General features: G+C 60.8%; 14 protein-coding genes. 11 read left to right on the top strand and 3 right to left on the bottom strand.

Annotated elements, in window-relative coordinates:
• Window positions 1-67: 67 nt before the first annotated feature.
• Entirely contained in the window at window positions 68-1,123 is a 1,056-nt protein-coding gene (bioB, locus tag IB246_RS07615; RefSeq protein WP_008024223.1) for a biotin synthase BioB, read from the bottom strand.
• A 92-nt stretch (window positions 1,124-1,215) separates the two neighbouring features.
• Here bioB and IB246_RS07610 point away from each other — a divergent pair, with 92 nt between their 5' ends.
• The 5 genes from IB246_RS07610 to rarD all read left to right on the top strand — a co-directional run bounded on the left by IB246_RS07610 (window position 1,216) and on the right by rarD (window position 6,964).
• Window positions 1,216-1,956 carry a ComF family protein gene (locus IB246_RS07610; protein WP_008035896.1) on the top strand — a complete coding sequence of 247 codons (741 nt, stop codon included), beginning with the start codon at window positions 1,216-1,218 and terminating at the stop codon, window positions 1,954-1,956.
• A 183-nt stretch (window positions 1,957-2,139) separates the two neighbouring features.
• Window positions 2,140-2,904, top strand: a complete 765-nt coding sequence (locus IB246_RS07605; protein WP_008035895.1) for a TOBE domain-containing protein — start codon at window positions 2,140-2,142, stop codon at window positions 2,902-2,904.
• A 58-nt stretch (window positions 2,905-2,962) separates the two neighbouring features.
• The gene (locus tag IB246_RS07600) at window positions 2,963-4,882 is read left to right on the top strand and encodes a PhoX family protein (protein ID WP_192230005.1); all 1,920 of its coding nucleotides are present in this window, start codon (window positions 2,963-2,965) and stop codon (window positions 4,880-4,882) included.
• A gap of 64 nt (window positions 4,883-4,946) precedes the next feature.
• Window positions 4,947-5,921, top strand: a complete 975-nt coding sequence (locus tag IB246_RS07595) for a serine/threonine protein kinase (protein ID WP_008045139.1) — start codon at window positions 4,947-4,949, stop codon at window positions 5,919-5,921.
• Between the two features lie 155 nt (window positions 5,922-6,076).
• Window positions 6,077-6,964 carry an EamA family transporter RarD gene (gene rarD / locus IB246_RS07590; protein ID WP_008045140.1) on the top strand — a complete coding sequence of 296 codons (888 nt, stop codon included), beginning with the start codon at window positions 6,077-6,079 and terminating at the stop codon, window positions 6,962-6,964.
• Window positions 6,965-7,179: 215 nt separating this feature from the next.
• Here rarD and IB246_RS07585 read toward each other — a convergent pair whose 3' ends face one another.
• Entirely contained in the window at window positions 7,180-7,698 is a 519-nt protein-coding gene (locus IB246_RS07585; protein WP_008045141.1) for a glycine cleavage system protein R, read from the bottom strand.
• Between the two features lie 539 nt (window positions 7,699-8,237).
• Here IB246_RS07585 and IB246_RS07580 point away from each other — a divergent pair.
• A complete protein-coding gene (locus IB246_RS07580; RefSeq protein ID WP_008045142.1) occupies window positions 8,238-10,415 on the top strand; it encodes a malate synthase G in 2,178 nt (725 codons plus the stop codon).
• Window positions 10,416-10,610: 195 nt separating this feature from the next.
• Here IB246_RS07580 and IB246_RS07575 read toward each other — a convergent pair whose 3' ends face one another.
• Entirely contained in the window at window positions 10,611-11,057 is a 447-nt protein-coding gene (locus IB246_RS07575) for a response regulator (RefSeq protein ID WP_008045143.1), read from the bottom strand.
• Between the two features lie 253 nt (window positions 11,058-11,310).
• On the opposite strand from IB246_RS07575, the gene IB246_RS07570 reads away from it, so the two are divergent.
• The 5 genes from IB246_RS07570 to IB246_RS07550 all read left to right on the top strand — a co-directional run bounded on the left by IB246_RS07570 (window position 11,311) and on the right by IB246_RS07550 (window position 18,324).
• On the top strand, window positions 11,311-13,251 hold the full coding sequence (locus IB246_RS07570) for a putative nucleotidyltransferase substrate binding domain-containing protein (RefSeq protein WP_008045144.1): 1,941 nt from the start codon (window positions 11,311-11,313) through the stop codon (window positions 13,249-13,251).
• Window positions 13,248-13,955: a PolC-type DNA polymerase III gene (locus tag IB246_RS07565; protein WP_008045145.1), complete on the top strand. Its 708-nt coding sequence runs from the start codon at window positions 13,248-13,250 to the stop codon at window positions 13,953-13,955. Before IB246_RS07570 ends, IB246_RS07565 begins: the two co-directional genes overlap by 4 nt.
• Before the next feature lie 236 nt (window positions 13,956-14,191).
• Window positions 14,192-14,710 (top strand): RNA polymerase sigma factor, encoded by a 519-nt coding sequence (locus tag IB246_RS07560; protein WP_032829214.1) that lies wholly within the window; start codon window positions 14,192-14,194, stop codon window positions 14,708-14,710.
• Window positions 14,707-15,678 carry a FecR domain-containing protein gene (locus tag IB246_RS07555; RefSeq protein ID WP_008035007.1) on the top strand — a complete coding sequence of 324 codons (972 nt, stop codon included), beginning with the start codon at window positions 14,707-14,709 and terminating at the stop codon, window positions 15,676-15,678. The genes IB246_RS07560 and IB246_RS07555 overlap by 4 nt, the downstream gene beginning before the upstream one ends.
• A gap of 237 nt (window positions 15,679-15,915) precedes the next feature.
• Window positions 15,916-18,324 carry a TonB-dependent siderophore receptor gene (locus tag IB246_RS07550; RefSeq protein ID WP_008045146.1) on the top strand — a complete coding sequence of 803 codons (2,409 nt, stop codon included), beginning with the start codon at window positions 15,916-15,918 and terminating at the stop codon, window positions 18,322-18,324.
• Window positions 18,325-18,370 lie beyond the last annotated feature (46 nt).

The raw sequence follows: 18,370 nt of genomic DNA, 5'->3' as shown, positions 1-18,370 counted from the left end.
GGCCTGACTGAGCGACCGCAGTGACTCTTTCGCGGGCAAGCCTCGCTCCTACAGGGTTTCGCGTTGGTTAGACGGCGGCGTTGTAGAACTGCTCGCTGCTCTTCTGCTCCACCAGCGCCTGCTCGATGGCGGCCTGATGCACTTCGTCGGCGTGCTCTTCGCGCGCTTCCGGCAGGATGCCAAGGCGCGAGAACAGTTGCATGTCCTTGTCGGCCTGCGGGTTGGCGGTGGTCAGCAATTTGTCGCCGTAGAAAATCGAGTTCGCGCCGGCAAAGAACGCCAGGGCCTGCATCTGCTCGTTCATCGCTTCACGGCCGGCGGACAGGCGCACGTGGGACTTCGGCATCAGGATGCGCGCCACGGCGAGCATGCGGATGAAGTCGAACGGGTCGATGTCTTCGGCGTTTTCCAGTGGCGTACCGGCGACTTTCACCAGCATGTTGATCGGCACCGATTCCGGATGCTCCGGCAGGTTGGCCAACTGGATCAGCAGGTTGGCGCGGTCATCGAGGGACTCGCCCATGCCGAGGATGCCGCCGGAGCAGATCTTCATCCCCGAATCACGCACGTAGGCCAGGGTTTGCAGGCGCTCGCTGTAGGTGCGGGTGGTGATAATGCTGGTGTAGAAATCCGGCGAAGTGTCGAGGTTGTGGTTGTAGTAATCGAGGCCGGCCTTGGCCAGCGCTTCGGTCTGCTCCTGGTCCAGACGACCGAGGGTCATGCAGGTTTCCAGGCCCATGGCCTTCACGCCTTCGACCATCTTCAGCACGTAGGGCATGTCTTTGGCCGACGGGTGTTTCCACGCCGCGCCCATGCAGAAACGGGTCGAACCGATGGCTTTGGCGCGAGCGGCCTCTTCGAGGACCTTCTGCACTTCCATCAGTTTTTCTTTTTCCAGGCCGGTGTTGTAGTGACCGGACTGCGGACAATATTTGCAATCTTCCGGGCAGGCGCCGGTCTTGATCGAGAGCAGCGTGGAAACCTGGACGCGGTTGGCGTCGAAATGCGCGCGGTGCACGGTCTGCGCCTGAAACAGCAGGTCATTGAATGGCTGAACGAAGAGTGCTTTGACTTCGGCCAAAGACCAGTCATGACGCAGGGTTGCAGAGGTGCTGGCGCTCATGGGCGTTTCCTTTGTTTTATGCTGGGCAAGCGGTCGGGGGACGGAATACCCACAGACGCGACACGGATGTTCGGCATATTTAAGGAAGAGCGATGCGCTGTCAACCACGATACGAAGGACCGGTTTACATCTGGTCAAAAAACAACCAGTCCTGTTTGCTCTGCGACGAGACGGCCGAAGAAGCCACGCCGATCTGCATGGCCTGCGAAACCGAGCTGCCCTGGCTCGGCGATCACTGCCAGACCTGCGCCCTGCCATTACCTGCGGCGGGCCTGACGTGCGGCCAGTGCTTGCAGCAACCGCCGCCTTTCGAGCAAGTCATTGCCCCGTGGACCTATGGTTTTCCGGTCGACAGTCTGATCACCCGATTCAAGCACAGCGCGAAGTGGCCGTATGGTCGCCTGCTCGCCGAACTTCTTGCTCAATACCTGCAACATCGCTTCGATGAAGGGCTGGAACGGCCAGATGCGTTGGTCCCCGTTCCGCTCGCCGCTAAACGTCTGCGCCAACGGGGCTTCAACCAGGCCGCGATGCTGGCCCGCTGGTTGAGCGCCAGCCTGGATATCCCCTGTGACGAACAGCTGCTCAAACGGATTCAGGACACCAGCGCGCAACAGGAGCTGAAGGCCGATGCGCGCAGGAAGAACCTGCGTCACGCCTTCGCGCTGATGCCCGGAGCACTGATCAAGGGCCGTCACCTGGCGCTGGTTGACGACGTACTGACCACCGGCGCCACGGCCCAGGCATTGGCTCGTCTGTTAATGGACGCCGGTGCCGCGCGAGTCGACGTCTACTGCCTGGCCCGCACGCCAAAACCCGGCAACGAGATTTGATTCAAGGACACAAAATCTGTGGGAGCGAGCCTGCTCGCGATGAGGGCATTACAGTCAACATTGATGTGACTGATACACCGCCATCGCGAGCAGGCTCGCTCCCACAGGAATCGTGGCTGACTTGACTCCCGCGCCCCAAGCCGCCAACGTCCTCACCATCATCACCCGCCAAAGCGTCTCGCCATGTCCTTGCCTACGTTGTTGTCCCAGCACATCGTCCGTCGCCCGCAGCGCATCGCCTTGCTGCAACACATCGCCGAACAGGGCTCGATCACTCGCGCCGCGAAAAGCGCGGGCCTGAGCTACAAAGCTGCATGGGATGCCATCGACGAGCTGAACAACCTCGCGCAGAAACCGCTGGTGGAGCGCAGCGTCGGCGGCAAGGGCGGCGGTGGCGCCAAGCTGTCCAGCGAAGGCGAGCGCGTTTTGCGCCTGTATCAAAAGCTGCAAACGTTGCAGGCGCAGGTGTTGGAAGCCGCCGAAGACGCCAGCGACCTCAACCTGCTCGGCCGTCTGATGCTCAGAACCAGCGCGCGCAATCAATTGCACGGCAAGGTCGTGGAAATCGAAGCTCAGGGACGCAACGACCTGATCCGCCTGGAACTGGCTGAAGGCTTGATCCTCGTGGCGCAGATCACTCACGACAGCACCCTGCGCCTGGAGCTGCAAACCGGCACCGAAGTCGTCGCCCTGATCAAGGCCGGTTGGCTCGACCTGCTGGGTATCGATGACGAGGCAACGCCCGGACACAATTGCCTGACCGGCACCCTTGAGGAAATCCTCGACGCCGAAGACGGCCCGAGTGAAGTGCGCATCGGCCTGCCCAATGGCCAGACGCTGTGCGCGCTGGCCGAACCGCTGCACTTGCGAACCCACGGCCTGGACACCGGCAAAGCGCTGCGGGTGCAATTTTCCCCCTCCAATGTGCTGCTCGGTACACCGCTCTGAAACACAAGCGTCATTAACGCGCTTTAAGGTGACTGCAAAAACCAGCAGGGAGCCTGATGTGAGCCTATTAGAAGACAACCAATCCACCGACCTCGAGCAAATGGTCGGCCTCAGCCGTCGTGGTTTCATCAGCGCGGGCGCCCTGTGCGGTGCCGCGATGTTCCTCGGCGGCAACCTGCTGAGCCGCAGCGTGCTCGCGGCCAGTGTCAGCGCAGGCACCAGCAAACTGTTGGGTTTTGACAGCATTCCCGCCGCCACCAGCGACGCAATCACCCTGCCACCGGGCTACAAGTCTTCGGTGCTGATCAGCTGGGGCCAGCCGCTGCAAAAGAACGGTCCGGCATTTGATCCAAGCGGCAACGGCAGCGCCGAGCAACAGGAAGTCCAGTTCGGCGACAACAACGACGGCATGAGCCTGTTCGAATTTCCGGGTGAGAAAGACCGGGCGCTGATGGCGATCAACAACGAATACACCAACTACCGCTACCTCTACCCGCACGGCGGCATGCCGCAATCGGCCGAAGAAGTGCGCAAGGCGCTGGCCTGCGAAGGCGTGTCGGTGATCGAGGTGCAGCGCAAGAACGGCCAATGGCAATTCGTTCAGGGCTCGCGCTACAACCGGCGCATTCACGGCAACGCACCGATCAGCCTCAGCGGCCCGGCCGCCGGCCACGCGCTGGTGAAAACCAGCGCCGACCCGCACGGCAAGAACGTGCTCGGCACCTTCCAGAACTGCGCCAACGGCAAGACGCCGTGGGGCACCTACCTGACCTGTGAAGAGAACTTCACCGACTGCTTCGGTAGCAGCAATGCCGAGCAGAAATTCGACGCTGCGCAAAAACGCTACGGTGCGGTGGCGACCAGTAAAGAGATCAACTGGCATCAACACGACGAGCGCTTCGACCTGGCGAAGAACCCCAACGAACTCAACCGTCATGGCTGGGTGGTGGAAATCGACCCGTTCGATCCGACATCGACACCGGTCAAGCGCACCGCGCTGGGCCGCTTCAAACATGAAAACGCGGCCCTGGCCGAAACCCATGACGGCCACGCCGTGGTGTACATGGGCGACGACGAACGCGGCGAGCTCATCTACAAGTTCGTCAGCCGCGACAAGATCAACCACAAGAACCCGAAAGCCAACCGCGACCTGCTGGACCACGGCACCTTGTACGTGGCGCGTTTCGACGCGGGCGACGGCAATGCCGATCACCCGAAAGGCCAGGGCGAGTGGATCGAGCTGACCCACGGCAAAAACGGCATCGACGCCAGCAGCGGTTTTGCCGATCAGGCCGAAGTGCTGATTCATGCACGCCTCGCCGCCACGGTGGTGAAAGCCACGCGCATGGACCGTCCGGAATGGATCGTCGTCAGCCCCAAGGACGGCCAGGTCTATTGCACGCTGACCAACAACGCCAAGCGCGGTGAAGACGGTCAGCCGGTGGGCGGGCCGAACCCGCGCGAGAAGAACGTCTACGGGCAGATTCTGCGCTGGCGCACCGACCGTGATGATCACGGCTCGAAAAGCTTTGCCTGGGATCTGTTTGTGGTCGCCGGCAACCCGGGTGTCCACGCCGGCACGCCGAAGGGCGGTTCGTCGAACATCACGCCGCAGAACATGTTCAACAGCCCGGACGGCCTGGGTTTCGACAAGGCCGGGCGGTTGTGGATCCTGACCGATGGCGATTCTAGCAACGCCGGTGATTTTGCCGGCATGGGCAACAACCAGATGCTCTGTGCCGACCCGGTGACCGGTGAGATCCGCCGCTTCATGGTCGGGCCGGTGGGTTGCGAGGTGACGGGGATCAGCTTCTCTCCGGACCAGAAGACGCTGTTTGTCGGGATTCAGCATCCGGGGGAAAACGGTGGCTCGACGTTCCCTGAGCACCTGCCGAACGGCAAGCCACGGTCCTCGGTGATGGCGATTTCCCGCGAAGACGTCAGCCCTGACAACACTCATCTCAACCCCAACCACTAAAGACAGCCCGTCTGCGCTACCATGCTTGGCCGGACGCGGCAGCCTGCTGCGCGCAGGAGTCAGCATGGCCCACCCGTTTGCAACCCTCACCCCAGACCTCGTGCTCGATGCCGTCGAAAGCATCGGCTTTCTCAGCGACGCGCGCGTTCTGGCGCTCAACAGCTACGAGAACCGTGTCTATCAGGTCGGCATCGAAGACTCCGAGCCGCTGATCGCCAAGTTCTACCGCCCGCAGCGCTGGACCAACGAAGCGATTCTCGAAGAACACCAGTTCACCTTCGAACTCGCCGAGTGCGACGTGCCGGTGGTGGCGCCAATGATTCACAACGGTGCCAGCCTGCACGAACACAACGGTTTCCGTTTCACCCTGTTTCCCCGCCGTGGTGGCCGCGCACCGGAGCCTGGCAATCTCGATCAGCTGTATCGGCTGGGCCAACTGCTCGGTCGCCTGCACGCCGTCGGCGCGACCAAACCGTTCGAACACCGTGAAGCCCTGGGCGTGAAGAACTTCGGTCATGCCTCGCTGACAACCTTGCTCGAAGGCAACTTCATCCCCAAAAGCCTGCTGCCGGCCTACGAATCTGTCGCCCGTGATCTGCTCAAGCGTGTGGAAGAGGTCTACAACGCCACGCCGCACCAGAACATCCGCATGCACGGCGATTGCCACCCCGGCAACATGATGTGTCGCGACGAGATGTTCCATATCGTCGACCTGGACGACTGCCGCATGGGCCCGGCGGTGCAGGACATCTGGATGATGCTCGCCGGCGACCGTCAGGAATGTCTGGGGCAGTTGTCGGAATTGATGGACGGCTACAACGAGTTTCATGATTTCGACCCACGGGAATTGGCGCTGATCGAACCGCTGCGCGCGCTGCGCCTGATGCATTACAGCGCGTGGCTGGCACGCCGCTGGGATGACCCGGCGTTCCCGCACAGTTTTCCGTGGTTCGGGACGGAGCGGTATTGGGGTGATCAGGTGTTGGCGTTGCGCGAGCAACTCGCCGCCCTCAACGAAGAACCCCTGAAACTGTTCTAACCCTTTGTAGGAGCGAGGCTTGTCCGCGAAGAACGGTGACGCGGTTTGGCTGATATACCGCATCATCGTTCTTCGCGGGCAAGCCTCGCTCCTACAAAATATCTGACATGTCTATACAATCCTCTCTTTGTTAGCTGCCTAAGCAAGGATTCTGCATGCAAGCCGCCAACCCCCGTCGCGGGTACATCCTGGGCCTGAGTGCCTACATCATCTGGGGACTTTTCCCGCTCTACTTCAAGGCCATTGCCAACGTGCCCGCCGTGGAGATCATCATCCATCGCGTGCTCTGGTCGGCACTGTTCGGCGCGTTGCTGCTGATGGTGTGGAAGCATCCGGGCTGGTGGCGCGAGTTGCGTGACAACCCGAAACGGCTGGCGATCCTGGCCTTGAGCGGCACGCTGATCGCGGCCAACTGGCTGACGTACGTCTGGTCGGTAAACAACGGGCGCATGCTTGAGGCCAGTCTCGGTTACTACATCAACCCGCTGGTGAACGTGTTGCTGGGGATGTTGATCCTTGGCGAACGGTTGCGGCGTATGCAGTGGATTGCCGTGGGACTGGCGGCGGTCGGCGTCGCGCAACAGGTGTGGCAAGTCGGTAGTCTGCCGTGGGTGTCGCTGGTGCTGGCGTTGACGTTCGGCTTCTACGGATTGATCCGCAAGCAGGCGCCGGTCAAGGCGCTACCGGGCCTGGTGGTGGAAACCTGGATGCTGGTGCCGATTGCCATCGCTTGGCTGCTGTTCAATCAGACGGCTGTCAGCGCCCAGCCCGAGTTCTGGACCACGTCCGAAGCCTGGTGGCTGGTCGCTGCCGGTCCGGTAACGCTGGTGCCGCTGGTGTGTTTCAACGCCGCCGCACGGCATTTGCCCTACACGACACTCGGATTTCTCCAGTACCTGGCGCCGACATTGGTGCTGTTGCAAGCCGTGCTGCTGTTTGGCGAGCATCTGTCGTCCAGCACACTGGTTGCCTTCATCTTTATCTGGGCAGGCCTGGCGGTTTACAGCGTCGATGCGTGGATAAGTCTGCGCCGCCGCAGCTGATCAAAAATCGTACAAACCTCTGCAGGCCACGCCTCTCGTGGCCTGCATCGATCCTTCCCAAGGTTATCCACAGCGTGATCCCCGGCGTTTGTGCGCAACTTGTTGAAACTGATGGTTTTTTGATCAGATCTTGAAGAAGCCCGGCCGGCGTGGGCTGGCGGGCTGTCTCTACAGGTTATCCACAGGCAGGTGCACGTATAACTTGGATAACCCTGTCAGGGGTCGCTGCGCAATACCAACTCCACCATCAAATCGTCCGCCAGGGTTTCCAGGCGCGACTGCAACACGTCCAGCGACAAGGTCAGCGGCACCGCAAGAATCGCTTCGGCGTGGAACAACGGCTCGCTGCTCATAGGCGCCGGACGCACTTCCGTCACCAGCCGCTCCAGGTTGACCCCTTGCTCACTCAACAGACGCGTGATGTCGCGCACTATCCCGGGGCGATCATTGCCGACCAGTTCCATGGCAATCGGTTTCCAGGTGCAGGATTGTTCGATGCCGCTTTCGGCGATCAGCACGCGAATGCCATGGACGGACAACGCCTGTAAGGCATCGACCAATTCGTCGTAGGCCTCGGCCGGCACGCCCACCCGAAGAATCCCGGCAAACTGCCCGGCCATGCGTGACATGCGGCTTTCCAGCCAGTTGCCGCCGTGCTCGGCAATGCACTGGGCGATGCGCTCGACCTGCCCAGGTTTGTCCGGTGCGAAAACAGTGAGTACGAGGTGGTCCATGGCGCAGCCCTCTTTTGTTGTAGAAAGAGAAGTATAGGCAAGGGATGTTGCTGCGCTGAATCGGCCGACGCCTTCGCGGGCAAGCCTCACTCCTACAAGACCTGCGCCATCCCTGTAGGAGCGAGGCTTGCCCGCGAATGGATCACCACCGATGAACCTGCCAAAAAACAAATCGTGTACAACTTCTTATATTTAACTGGAACAATCTCATACTTTTTTGAGAACATCCCTATCCCCGACGTGACTGCAATGCGTCACGGGGTCGCAGAACGACGTAATTAGTCTAATTTTCACAACCGCAATTCATCATGTAGTATGCCGCAGCGCGCACTACATAACGTTGGATCGATGTCTGCCACAGGCGCGGTCGCAGCCCTGAAAGCCCTATCAGCAAGGCCTCAACGCCGTTGATCGGTTCCATCCCAGCCGCCCGAAATGGCATGTACTGGTGGAAGGGGTTTGTGGTTTAAATAGCCAGAGGCTTCATTGTTAATTTGAAGAGCTGAAAAGCGAAATAGCTGAGCAGAGTGAGGCAAGCAATGACTGAACACGTTCAAGTCGGTGGCCTGCAGGTCGCCAAAGTCCTGTTCGACTTCGTGAACAACGAAGCCATTCCCGGAACCGGCCTCACCGCCGATAAATTCTGGGCCGGTGCCGACAAGGTCATTCACGACCTGGCGCCGAAGAACAAAGCCCTACTCGCCAAACGCGATGATTTCCAGGCTCGTATCGACGGCTGGCACCAATCCCGTGCCGGTCAGGCGCACGACGCCGTGGCTTATAAAGCCTTCTTGCAAGACATCGGTTATCTGCTGCCAGAAGCGGCCGATTTCCAGGCAACGACGCAAAACGTCGATGACGAAATCGCCCGCATGGCCGGCCCGCAGCTCGTGGTGCCGGTGATGAATGCGCGTTTCGCGCTCAATGCTTCGAACGCCCGCTGGGGTTCGCTGTATGACGCGCTCTACGGCACCGACGCCATCAGCGAAGCTGACGGCGCGGAAAAAGGCAAAGGCTACAACAAGGTTCGCGGCGACAAGGTGATCGCCTTCGCCCGCGCCTTCCTCGACGAAGCGGCGCCATTGGCTGCCGGCTCGCACGTCGACTCCATCGGCTACAAGATCGTCGGCGGCAAACTGGTGGTCGCCCTCAAAGGCGGCAGCAACAGCGGCCTGCGCAACGACGCTCAGCTGATCGGTTTCCACGGCGATGCCGCTGCACCGACCGCGATCCTGCTGAAAAACAACGGCCTGCATTTCGAAATCCAGGTCGATGCCAGCACCCCGGTCGGCCAGACCGACGCTGCCGGCGTCAAAGACATCCTGATGGAAGCTGCACTCACCACCATCATGGACTGCGAAGACTCCGTCGCCGCCGTCGATGCCGATGACAAAGTGGTGATCTACCGCAACTGGCTCGGCCTGATGAAGGGCGACCTGTCGGAAGAAGTCTCCAAAGGCGGCAAGACCTTTACCCGTACCATGAACGCCGACCGCACCTACACCGGCGTCGATGGCAAGGAACTGAGCCTGCACGGTCGTTCGCTGTTGTTCGTGCGCAACGTCGGTCACCTGATGACCATCGACGCGATCCTCGATAAAGACGGCAACGAAGTGCCGGAAGGCATTCTCGACGGCCTGGTGACCTGCCTGGCGGCGATCCACAGCCTCAACGGCAACAGCTCGCGCAAGAACAGCCGCACCGGTTCGGTCTACATCGTGAAACCGAAGATGCACGGTCCGGAAGAAGCTGCGTTCACCAACGAGCTGTTCGGTCGCATCGAAGACGTGCTCGGCTTGCCGCGCAACACCCTGAAAGTCGGGATCATGGACGAGGAGCGCCGCACCACGGTCAACCTCAAGGCCTGCATCAAGGCCGCCAGCGAGCGCGTGGTGTTCATCAACACCGGTTTCCTCGACCGTACGGGCGATGAAATCCACACCTCCATGGAAGCCGGCCCGATGGTGCGCAAGGCCGACATGAAGGCCGAGAAGTGGATCGGTGCCTACGAGAACTGGAACGTCGATATCGGTTTGAGCACCGGCCTGCAAGGTCGCGCACAGATCGGTAAAGGCATGTGGGCGATGCCCGACCTGATGGCGGCGATGCTTGAACAGAAAATCGCTCACCCATTGGCCGGCGCCAACACTGCTTGGGTGCCATCGCCAACGGCGGCTGCGCTGCACGCGCTGCACTACCACAAGGTCGACGTGTTCGCCCGTCAGGCCGAACTGGCCAAACGTGCACGCGCCTCGGTGGATGACATCCTGACCATCCCGCTGGCGGTCAACCCGCAGTGGACCGCGGAACAGATCAAGAACGAACTGGACAACAACGCCCAGGGCATTCTCGGTTACGTGGTGCGCTGGATCGACCAGGGTGTTGGTTGCTCGAAAGTGCCGGACATCAATGACATCGGCCTGATGGAAGACCGTGCCACGCTGCGTATCTCCAGCCAGCACATCGCCAACTGGTTGCGTCATGGCATCGTCACCGAAGCGCAAGTGATGGAAAGCCTCAAGCGCATGGCGCCGGTGGTTGACCGTCAGAACGCCAACGACGCGCTGTACCGTCCTCTGGCACCGAACTTCGACAGCAACATCGCCTTCCAGGCGGCGGTCGAACTGGTGGTTGAAGGCACCAAACAGCCGAACGGCTACACCGAGCCGGTTCTGCACCGTCGTCGTCGCGAGTTCAAGGCTGCCAATGGCCTGTAACCGAGCGTTGATGCCGTGACAAAAAAAGGCCCTGATCTTCGGATCAGGGCCTTTTTTGTTTGCAAATGCTATCCCCTGTAGGAGCCGGCTTGCCGGCGATGGGGCCGTGACATTCAACATCTATGTTGACTGTTACACCGCGATCGCCGGCAAGCCGGCTCCTACAGGGAAATGTTCAGGACCGACAGGTTTTGGTTAAGGCTCCAACCCCAACTCATGCTTGACCAGCTTTAGCAGTTTCGCGCTATCAATCGGCTTGAGCAAAAAATCCACCACGCTCAAATGCATGGCGGCAATCGCGTCCTTCACGTCGGCATCGCCGGAAACGATGATGAACGGCATGGCGCCCCGAACGGACTCACGGACCTTGCGGATCAACTCCAGGCCATCAATGTGGCCCATCCGCAGATCAGTAATCACCAGGCCTATCGATGGTTTCTCCGCCAGCATCTTGAGCGCGGTTTCACCGCTGGCTGCGGTCATGCAACGAATACCATCCAGACCAAGAATCTCCGACAACAGCTCGCGCGCATCTTTATCGTCATCGACGATCAGCACCCGTTGCGGCGGCAAGTCGGGTTCCAGCATGACGGCACTCAGCGCCTCGCGCTCGGCGTCACTCAAAATATCGTGGTCGGACATGGTTTTCTCTAAGTTTCCAATATCATTCCCTAGCACAGTGGTGAGACATCGCTAAGCGGGCCGTCAATGTGCACTTCGTCGGATTTATTTCCTATAGGGGGAAGGATAGGTTCTTCCCAAGATTGTGTAAGGCATTTCCGAAATTTCATCGCCGCAAGGCCCGACCTAGACTTACGTCCAATGGGCACCCTGCGCGCAGGGGCCGACCATGACTGAGTCACCCGACAACAACAATTCATAAAAGACTGCGGTAATGGTTATGAGTAAAGCGGACGCCTTCACACAGGCAGGGAAAACCGCGGTATTGCAGAACATCCAGGGCACTTTGCAATTCCTTCAGCGCTTCCCGCCCTTCAATCAAATGGAACACGCTCACCTGGCGTACCTGGTTGAACAATGTCAGCTACGTTTTTATGCCCCCGGCGAGAGCATCATCAAGCCCGCCGATGGCCCGGTTGAGCATTTCTACGTCGTCAAACAGGGCCGGGTCGTGGGTGAACGTCCCCACACGGCCAAGGGCGGCACGGAAACCACCTTCGAAATCACCACCGGCGAATGTTTCCCCCTCGCCGCGCTGCTGGGTGAGCGTGCGACACGCACCGAACATCTGGCCGCCGAAGACACCTTTTGCCTACAGCTGAACAAGCTGGCGTTCATAAAACTGTTCGCACTTTCCAACGCGTTTCGCGACTTTGCCCTACGCGGCGTGAGCAGTTTGCTGGACCAGGTCAACCAGCAAGTCCAGCAAAAAGCCGTGGAAACCCTCGGCACCCAATACTCGCTGAATACCCGTCTGGGCGAATTGGCCATGCGTCACCCGGTGACGTGCAGCCCGACCACGCCGCTGCGGGAAGCGGTCACCCTGATGCACGAGCAGCAGGTCGGCAGCATTGTGGTGGTCGATGAACACAAGGCGCCGTTGGGTATTTTCACCCTGCGCGACCTGCGCCACGTGGTGGCCGAAGGCATCAACGACTTCAACGAAGCCATCGAACGGCACATGACCCAGGCGCCGTTTTTCCTGACGCCGGACCACAGCGCCTTCGATGCCGCGATTGCCATGACCGAGCGGCACATCGCCCACGTCTGCCTGGTCAAGGACCAGCGTCTGTGTGGCGTGGTCTCGGAGCGCGACCTGTTTTCCCTGCAACGGGTCGACCTCGTGCATCTGGCGCGAACCATCCGCAGCGCCCAGCGCGTGGAAAACCTGGTGGCGCTACGCGGCGAGATCGGTCAATTGGTCGAGCGCATGCTGGCCCACGGTGCGTCCTCGACCCAGATCACCCACATCATCACCCTGCTCAACGATCACACCGTGTGCCGGGTGATCGAACTGACCCTCGCCGAGAAAGGCGACCCGGGCGTGCCGTTCAGTTGGTTGTGTTTCGGCAGCGAAGGGCGCCGCGAGCAGACGCTGCACACTGACCAGGACAACGGCATTCTGTTCGAGGCGCGGGACGCCGCGCACGCCGCCGAGATTCGCGGCAAGTTGCTGCCCATCGCTCAGCAGATCAACCAGAGCCTGGCGCTCTGCGGTTTTACCCTGTGCAAAGGCAACATCATGGCCGGCAACCCCGAGCTGTGTTTGTCCCGAGCCGAATGGGCGCGGCGTTTTGCGGCGTTCATTCGTGAGGCGACACCGGAAAACCTGCTGGGTTCGAGCATCTATTTCGACCTGCGCGTGGTCTGGGGCGACGAGCAAAGCTGCGAGCAGTTGCGTCGGGGGATTCTCGATCAGGTTGCCGACAACCGATTGTTCCAGCGAATGATGGCCGAGAACGCCTTGCGCAACCGTCCACCCGTAGGGCGTTTCCGCGAGTTTGTGCTGGCGCGCAAAAATGGCGAGAAAGCCACGCTGGACCTGAAAGTCCAGGGCCTGACCCCGTTTGTCGACGGCGCCCGACTGTTGGCCTTGGCCCATGGCATCGAGGCGAACAATACGCTGGAGCGCTTTCGCCAGTTGGTCGACAAAGAAGTCATTGATCGACAGGACGGTGCGGCGTACGAAGAGGCGTATCACTTCATCCAGCAAACCCGCATGCAGCAACATCAGCTACAGACCCGGGAAAATTTGCCCTACTCCAACCGGGTCGATCCCGACAGCCTCAATCATCTGGACCGACGCATCCTGCGTGAATCCCTGCGCCAGGCCCAACGCCTGCAAAGCAGCCTGACCCTGCGGTATCAGCTATGAGCCTGTTTTCATGGCTGCGCCCGGCAGGGCCGATGCTGTCCGGGGACTTGCAGCAACGTCTGCAACGCTTGCCGGCGCGGGCCGAGCTCAGAGAATGCAGCCTGCGCGAGCAGCGCTGGGTGGTGCTGGATCTGGAAACCACGGGGTTGAACCTGAACAAGGATCGGGTGTTGTCCATCGGTGCCGTGGTGATTGAGGACGGGGCGATCGACTTCAGCCAGCAGTTCGAACGCACCCTGCAATGCGCGGACATGAAAGTGGCGCCGAGCGTGTTGATTCACGGCTTGGGCCCGAGCGCGATTGCCGCCGGCAGCGATCCGGCGCAGGCGTTGGTCGAGTTCATGGAGTTTGTCGGCGACAGCCCGGTACTGGCGTTTCATGCGCCGTTTGATCAGCACATGCTCGGTCGCGCACTGAAAGATCATCTGGGCTACAAGTTGCAGCATCCGTTTCTGGATGTGGCGGATATCGCTCCCCTGCTCTGCCCCCAGGCGCACATTCGCGAGGCGGGGCTGGACGAGTGGATCGACTGGTTCAAGCTCGAGGTGTTCGAACGCCACAACGCCAGTGCCGATGCGCTGGCGACCGCCGAGCTGGCGCTGATCCTGTTCAGCCGCGCGCGGCAGCAGCAGATTCATAGCCCGTTGAATCTGCAACAGCGGTTGAGTCAGTGGAAGCGCAGGCAGCGGGCGCCTTCGTTCTGAATTCGCGGCGTCTGATCTGGCGCCTTCGCGGGCAAGCCTCGCTCCTACAGGGTTTACGTTGTTCGTGAGCAACGCACCATCCTGTAGGAGCGAGGCTTGCCCGCGAAGAACGATGACACGGTCCAACTGCCCCCCACCAAAACCACCTGACCAGTGGCCAATTGCTTACCTCCCCCGCCTCTGCCACAATCGCGAACAATTCTCGTTAGTTAACACTTCCCAATCGGTGATGCTGCGTGTCGTCAGTCCAAAGCCCCCACAGTGAGCTCGTCGGTGCGTTATATCGCGACCACCGCAGTTGGCTATTGGCCTGGCTTCGACGCAATGTCGCCTGCCCGCAACGGGCCGAAGACCTGAGTCAGGACACCTTCGTGCGCTTGCTGGGCCGTGATCAACTGAACGAACCTCGCGAACCGCGGGCGTTTCTGGTGGCGATTGCCAAGGGCCTGCTGTTCGACTATTTCCGCCGCGCTGCGCTGGAACAGGCCTACCTCACCGAACTGATGCTGATCCCTGAAGGCGAACAACCGTCGGTGGAAGAACAGCAGATGATCCTCGAAGACCTGAAAAACATCGACCGCCTGCTCGGCAAGCTGTCGAGCAAGGCGCGGGCGGCGTTTCTCTACAACCGTCTGGACGGCCTCGGCCACGCAGAAATCGCCCAGCGCCTGGGCGTGTCGGTGCCGCGGGTGCGTCAGTACCTGGCTCAGGGCATTCGTCAGTGCTACATCGCGCTGTACGGTGAGCCGGTGTGAACCCGGTCAGTTCCAAGCCGGTCTCGGCACAGGTGCTGGACGCGGCGATTGCCTGGCAATTGTCGCTGGATTCCGGCACCCCGGTGGAGCGCGAGGAGTTTGCCAAATGGCACGCCGCCCACGAAGAGCACGCCCGCGCCTGGCGCCAGTTGGGCATGCTCGACCAGCGTTTCAGCGTGGCCAGCGGCCCGGCCCGCACCGCGTTGCTGCAATCGCGCGAAAGCATTCGCCGACGGGTGCGCAAACTCGGCAGCGGCGTGGCCAGCATCGTTGCGGTGCTTGGCCTGGCGCTGTTTGCCGGTGATCGTTATCTGCCGGTCGACTATTGGCTGGCGGATCAGCGCACCGCCACCGGCGAGCAACGCACCCTGCGCCTGAGCGACGGCACGCTGATCAACCTCAACACTCACAGCGCCGTGGATGTGCGTTTTGATGAGAAGCAGCGCCGGGTGATTCTTCAGGAAGGGGAAATCCTCGTCGAAACCGGCCATGGCGACGCCCGGCCGTTTATCGTCGAAACCCGCGAAGGCAGCATGCGCGCACTGGGCACGCGGTTCCTGGTCAAGCGCGAGGAAGAAGGCACGCGCCTGAGCGTGTTGCAGTCCGCCGTGGCCGCCCACCCCGAGTCGAGCACTGAAGAACAGATCCTGCACGAAGGCCAGCAAGTGCTGATGCGCAACAATGGCCTGGGGCCGATCATCGCGCTCAACCTCGGCGCCGATGCCTGGACGCGCGGCATGCTGGTGGTGGACAACGCACGGCTGGAAGACCTGGTTCACGAGCTCGGTCGTTATCGGCGTGGGCATCTGGGCGTAGCGCCCGAGATCGCCGACTTGCGCATCACCGGCAGTTTCCCGTTGCACGACACCGACCTGGCGCTGAGCGCATTGTTGCCGACGCTGCCGGTGCAGATCGAACAGCACACACCGTGGTGGGTGACGGTGGCGAAGGCTGATGCCAAGCCCTGAGAAAGTTGTCGTCTGAGCGGACGCCTTCGCGGGCAAGCCTCGCTCCTACAGGGTTTTGTGTCGAACGGTAATTCTGTGTATGACACAAAACCCTGTAGGAGCGAGGCTTGCCCGCGAAGAGGCCATCAGCCTCACCAAAATTGCTGAATCGAAATTATTTTCATCCAGCCCTATCACTTTTTGATTCTCGTCCGGCACCTAGGCAATTGAGAAGTATTCCCTTTCAGGAGCCGTTGCATGTCCCGTTCGCTAAACACCTTGTTGCGCCCCAGTTTGCTGGCGGTCGCCATTGCCCTTTGCGCCCCTCTGGCCAGTAGCCAACTGATCGCCGCCGAACAAGCGTCCAGCGTTCGTGCCTACAACCTGCCGGCCGCGCCATTGGCCACAACGTTGAACCAGATCGCCAGCCAGTCGGGCCTGGCGCTGTCGCTGAATCCGTCGCTGGCGGCGGGCAAGACGTCGGCACCGGTCAATGGCCAGTTCGACGCGGTTGGCGCCTTGCAGGCAGCTTTGCGTGGCACCGGTCTGCAACTGGAACAGAGCAGCACTGGCACCTACAGCCTGGTGGCGATGCCTGAGGGCGTGGTGGCCCTGCCGGAAACCAGCGTGATCGGCGTAGAAAACACTGAAAACGCCTGGGGACCGGTTGACGGATACGTCGCCACTCGCACCGCTGCCGGCACCAAGACCGATACGCCGATTGTCGAAGCACCACGCTCGATGTCGGTGATCACCCGCGCCCAGATGGAAGATCGCGGCGTACAGAATCTCGATGACGCCGTGCGTTACATGCCAGGCGTGATCGCCAGCAGCTATGGCAGCGACTCCCGCGCCGACTGGCTGCGCGTACGCGGCTTCGAGCCAACCCAGTTCCTCGACGGCCTGCCGTTGCCAAAAGGCTCCTACGCCAACCCAAAGGCTGAAACCTGGAACCTGGAACGCATCACGCTCCTGCGCGGCCCGGCCTCTTCGGTATACGGCCAGACGCCACCGGGCGGCATGCTCGACATGGTCAGCCGCCGTCCCGACGTCATTGCCAGCCACGAAGTGCGAGCCGAAGTCGGCAGCAACAATCGCAAGCAAATCAGCTTCGACAGCACCGGAAAAATCGATGACGAGGGTCAGTTCCTGTACCGCGTCGACGGCGTGGTGCGCGACAGCGGCATGCCGGTCGATCACATTGATGACAAGCGCTACAACCTCGCGCCGAGCCTGACCTGGAACATCGATGACGATACACACCTGACCTTCCTCTCGCAGTTCACCCGCGACGATACCGGGGTCAGTGGTCAGTTCCTGCCTCTGCAAGGCACCAAGCTGGCCTCTCCGGCCGGGGCGAAAATTTCGCACCATAAAAACCTTGGCGATCCGGACTCCGATCACTACGACCGCACCTATTACGCACTGGGTTACGCCTTCGACCATCGCCTGAACGATGTCTGGCAGTTCAAGCAAAACCTGCGTTACACCAAAAGCGATCTGTCGTTCCAGCAAGCCTATGCGTCGTTCGGTGACGTCGTGGCGGCGGATGGCACGCTGCGCCGTCTGGTCGATCAGGTTGATGAGGACATCAGCCAGTTCGCCGTGGACAACAACTTCCAGGCCGACTTCCAGACCGGCGCGCTGAGCCATGTCGTGCTGTTGGGCCTGGACCACCAGCGGACCAACACCAATTACAAATGGCTGGAAGGCAACGCGCCCGACAGCAATGTGATCAAGCCAATCCGTGGTGCGGACTTCTCCAACGTCGCGTACAACACCTTTTACGACTACAACCAGAAAACCAACCAGACCGGCCTCTACGCCCAGGATCAGATCTCCCTGGACAAATGGCGCCTGACCCTCGGCGGCCGCGAAGACTGGATTCACAGCTCGACGCAGTTCAATAACCAGGGCGATGCCACTAACACCCAGCGCGACAAGGCTTTCAGCGGCAACGCAGGCCTGAGTTACGTGTTCGACTCCGGGATCACGCCGTACATCTCCTACACCGAGTCGTTCCAGCCTTCGATGGGCGCCGATGCCAGTTCGACCAAGTCGTTCAAACCCACCGAAGGCAAGCAGACCGAAGTCGGCGTGAAGTACCAGCCACCGGGCAGCCGCACCTTGCTGACCGCCGCCGCGTTCGACCTGCGCCAGCAGAACGTGTCGGTGTCGCAGAACAACGTCACCAGCCAGATCGGTGAATTGAAAGTGCGCGGTATCGAGCTGGAAGCCGTCTCCGATGTCACCGACAACCTGAAACTGGTGGGCTCCTACACCTACACCGATACCGAGATCCTCAAGGGCGACGACAAGGGCAACCGGATGAAACTGGTCCCGCGCAATCAGGCCTCCCTGTGGTCCGATTACACGTGGCACACCGGTGTGCTCGACGGTTTTGGCGTGGGCGCGGGCGTGCGTTATGTCGGCGATACCTACGGCAACACGGCCAACACCAACAATGGTCACGTGGGTTCGTACACCGTGTACGACGCCGCTGTGCATTACGACCTGAGCCGCATCAACCCGGTACTGGCAGGCGTTTCGGTTGACGTCACCGCGAAGAACCTGTTCAACAAGGACTACCTGTCGACCTGTGATGGCACCTGGTGCTACTACGGCGACGAGCGCAACGTCGTGGCGGCAGTCAACTACAAGTGGTAAACCGCTGAGCGGATTACAGCCACACAAGGGTCACGGTACAGCCGTG

The organism is Pseudomonas sp. PDM01, from assembly GCF_014852325.1.
GTDB lineage: Bacteria > Pseudomonadota > Gammaproteobacteria > Pseudomonadales > Pseudomonadaceae > Aquipseudomonas > Aquipseudomonas migulae.
This window is presented reverse-complemented; position numbering and strand designations above follow the sequence as displayed.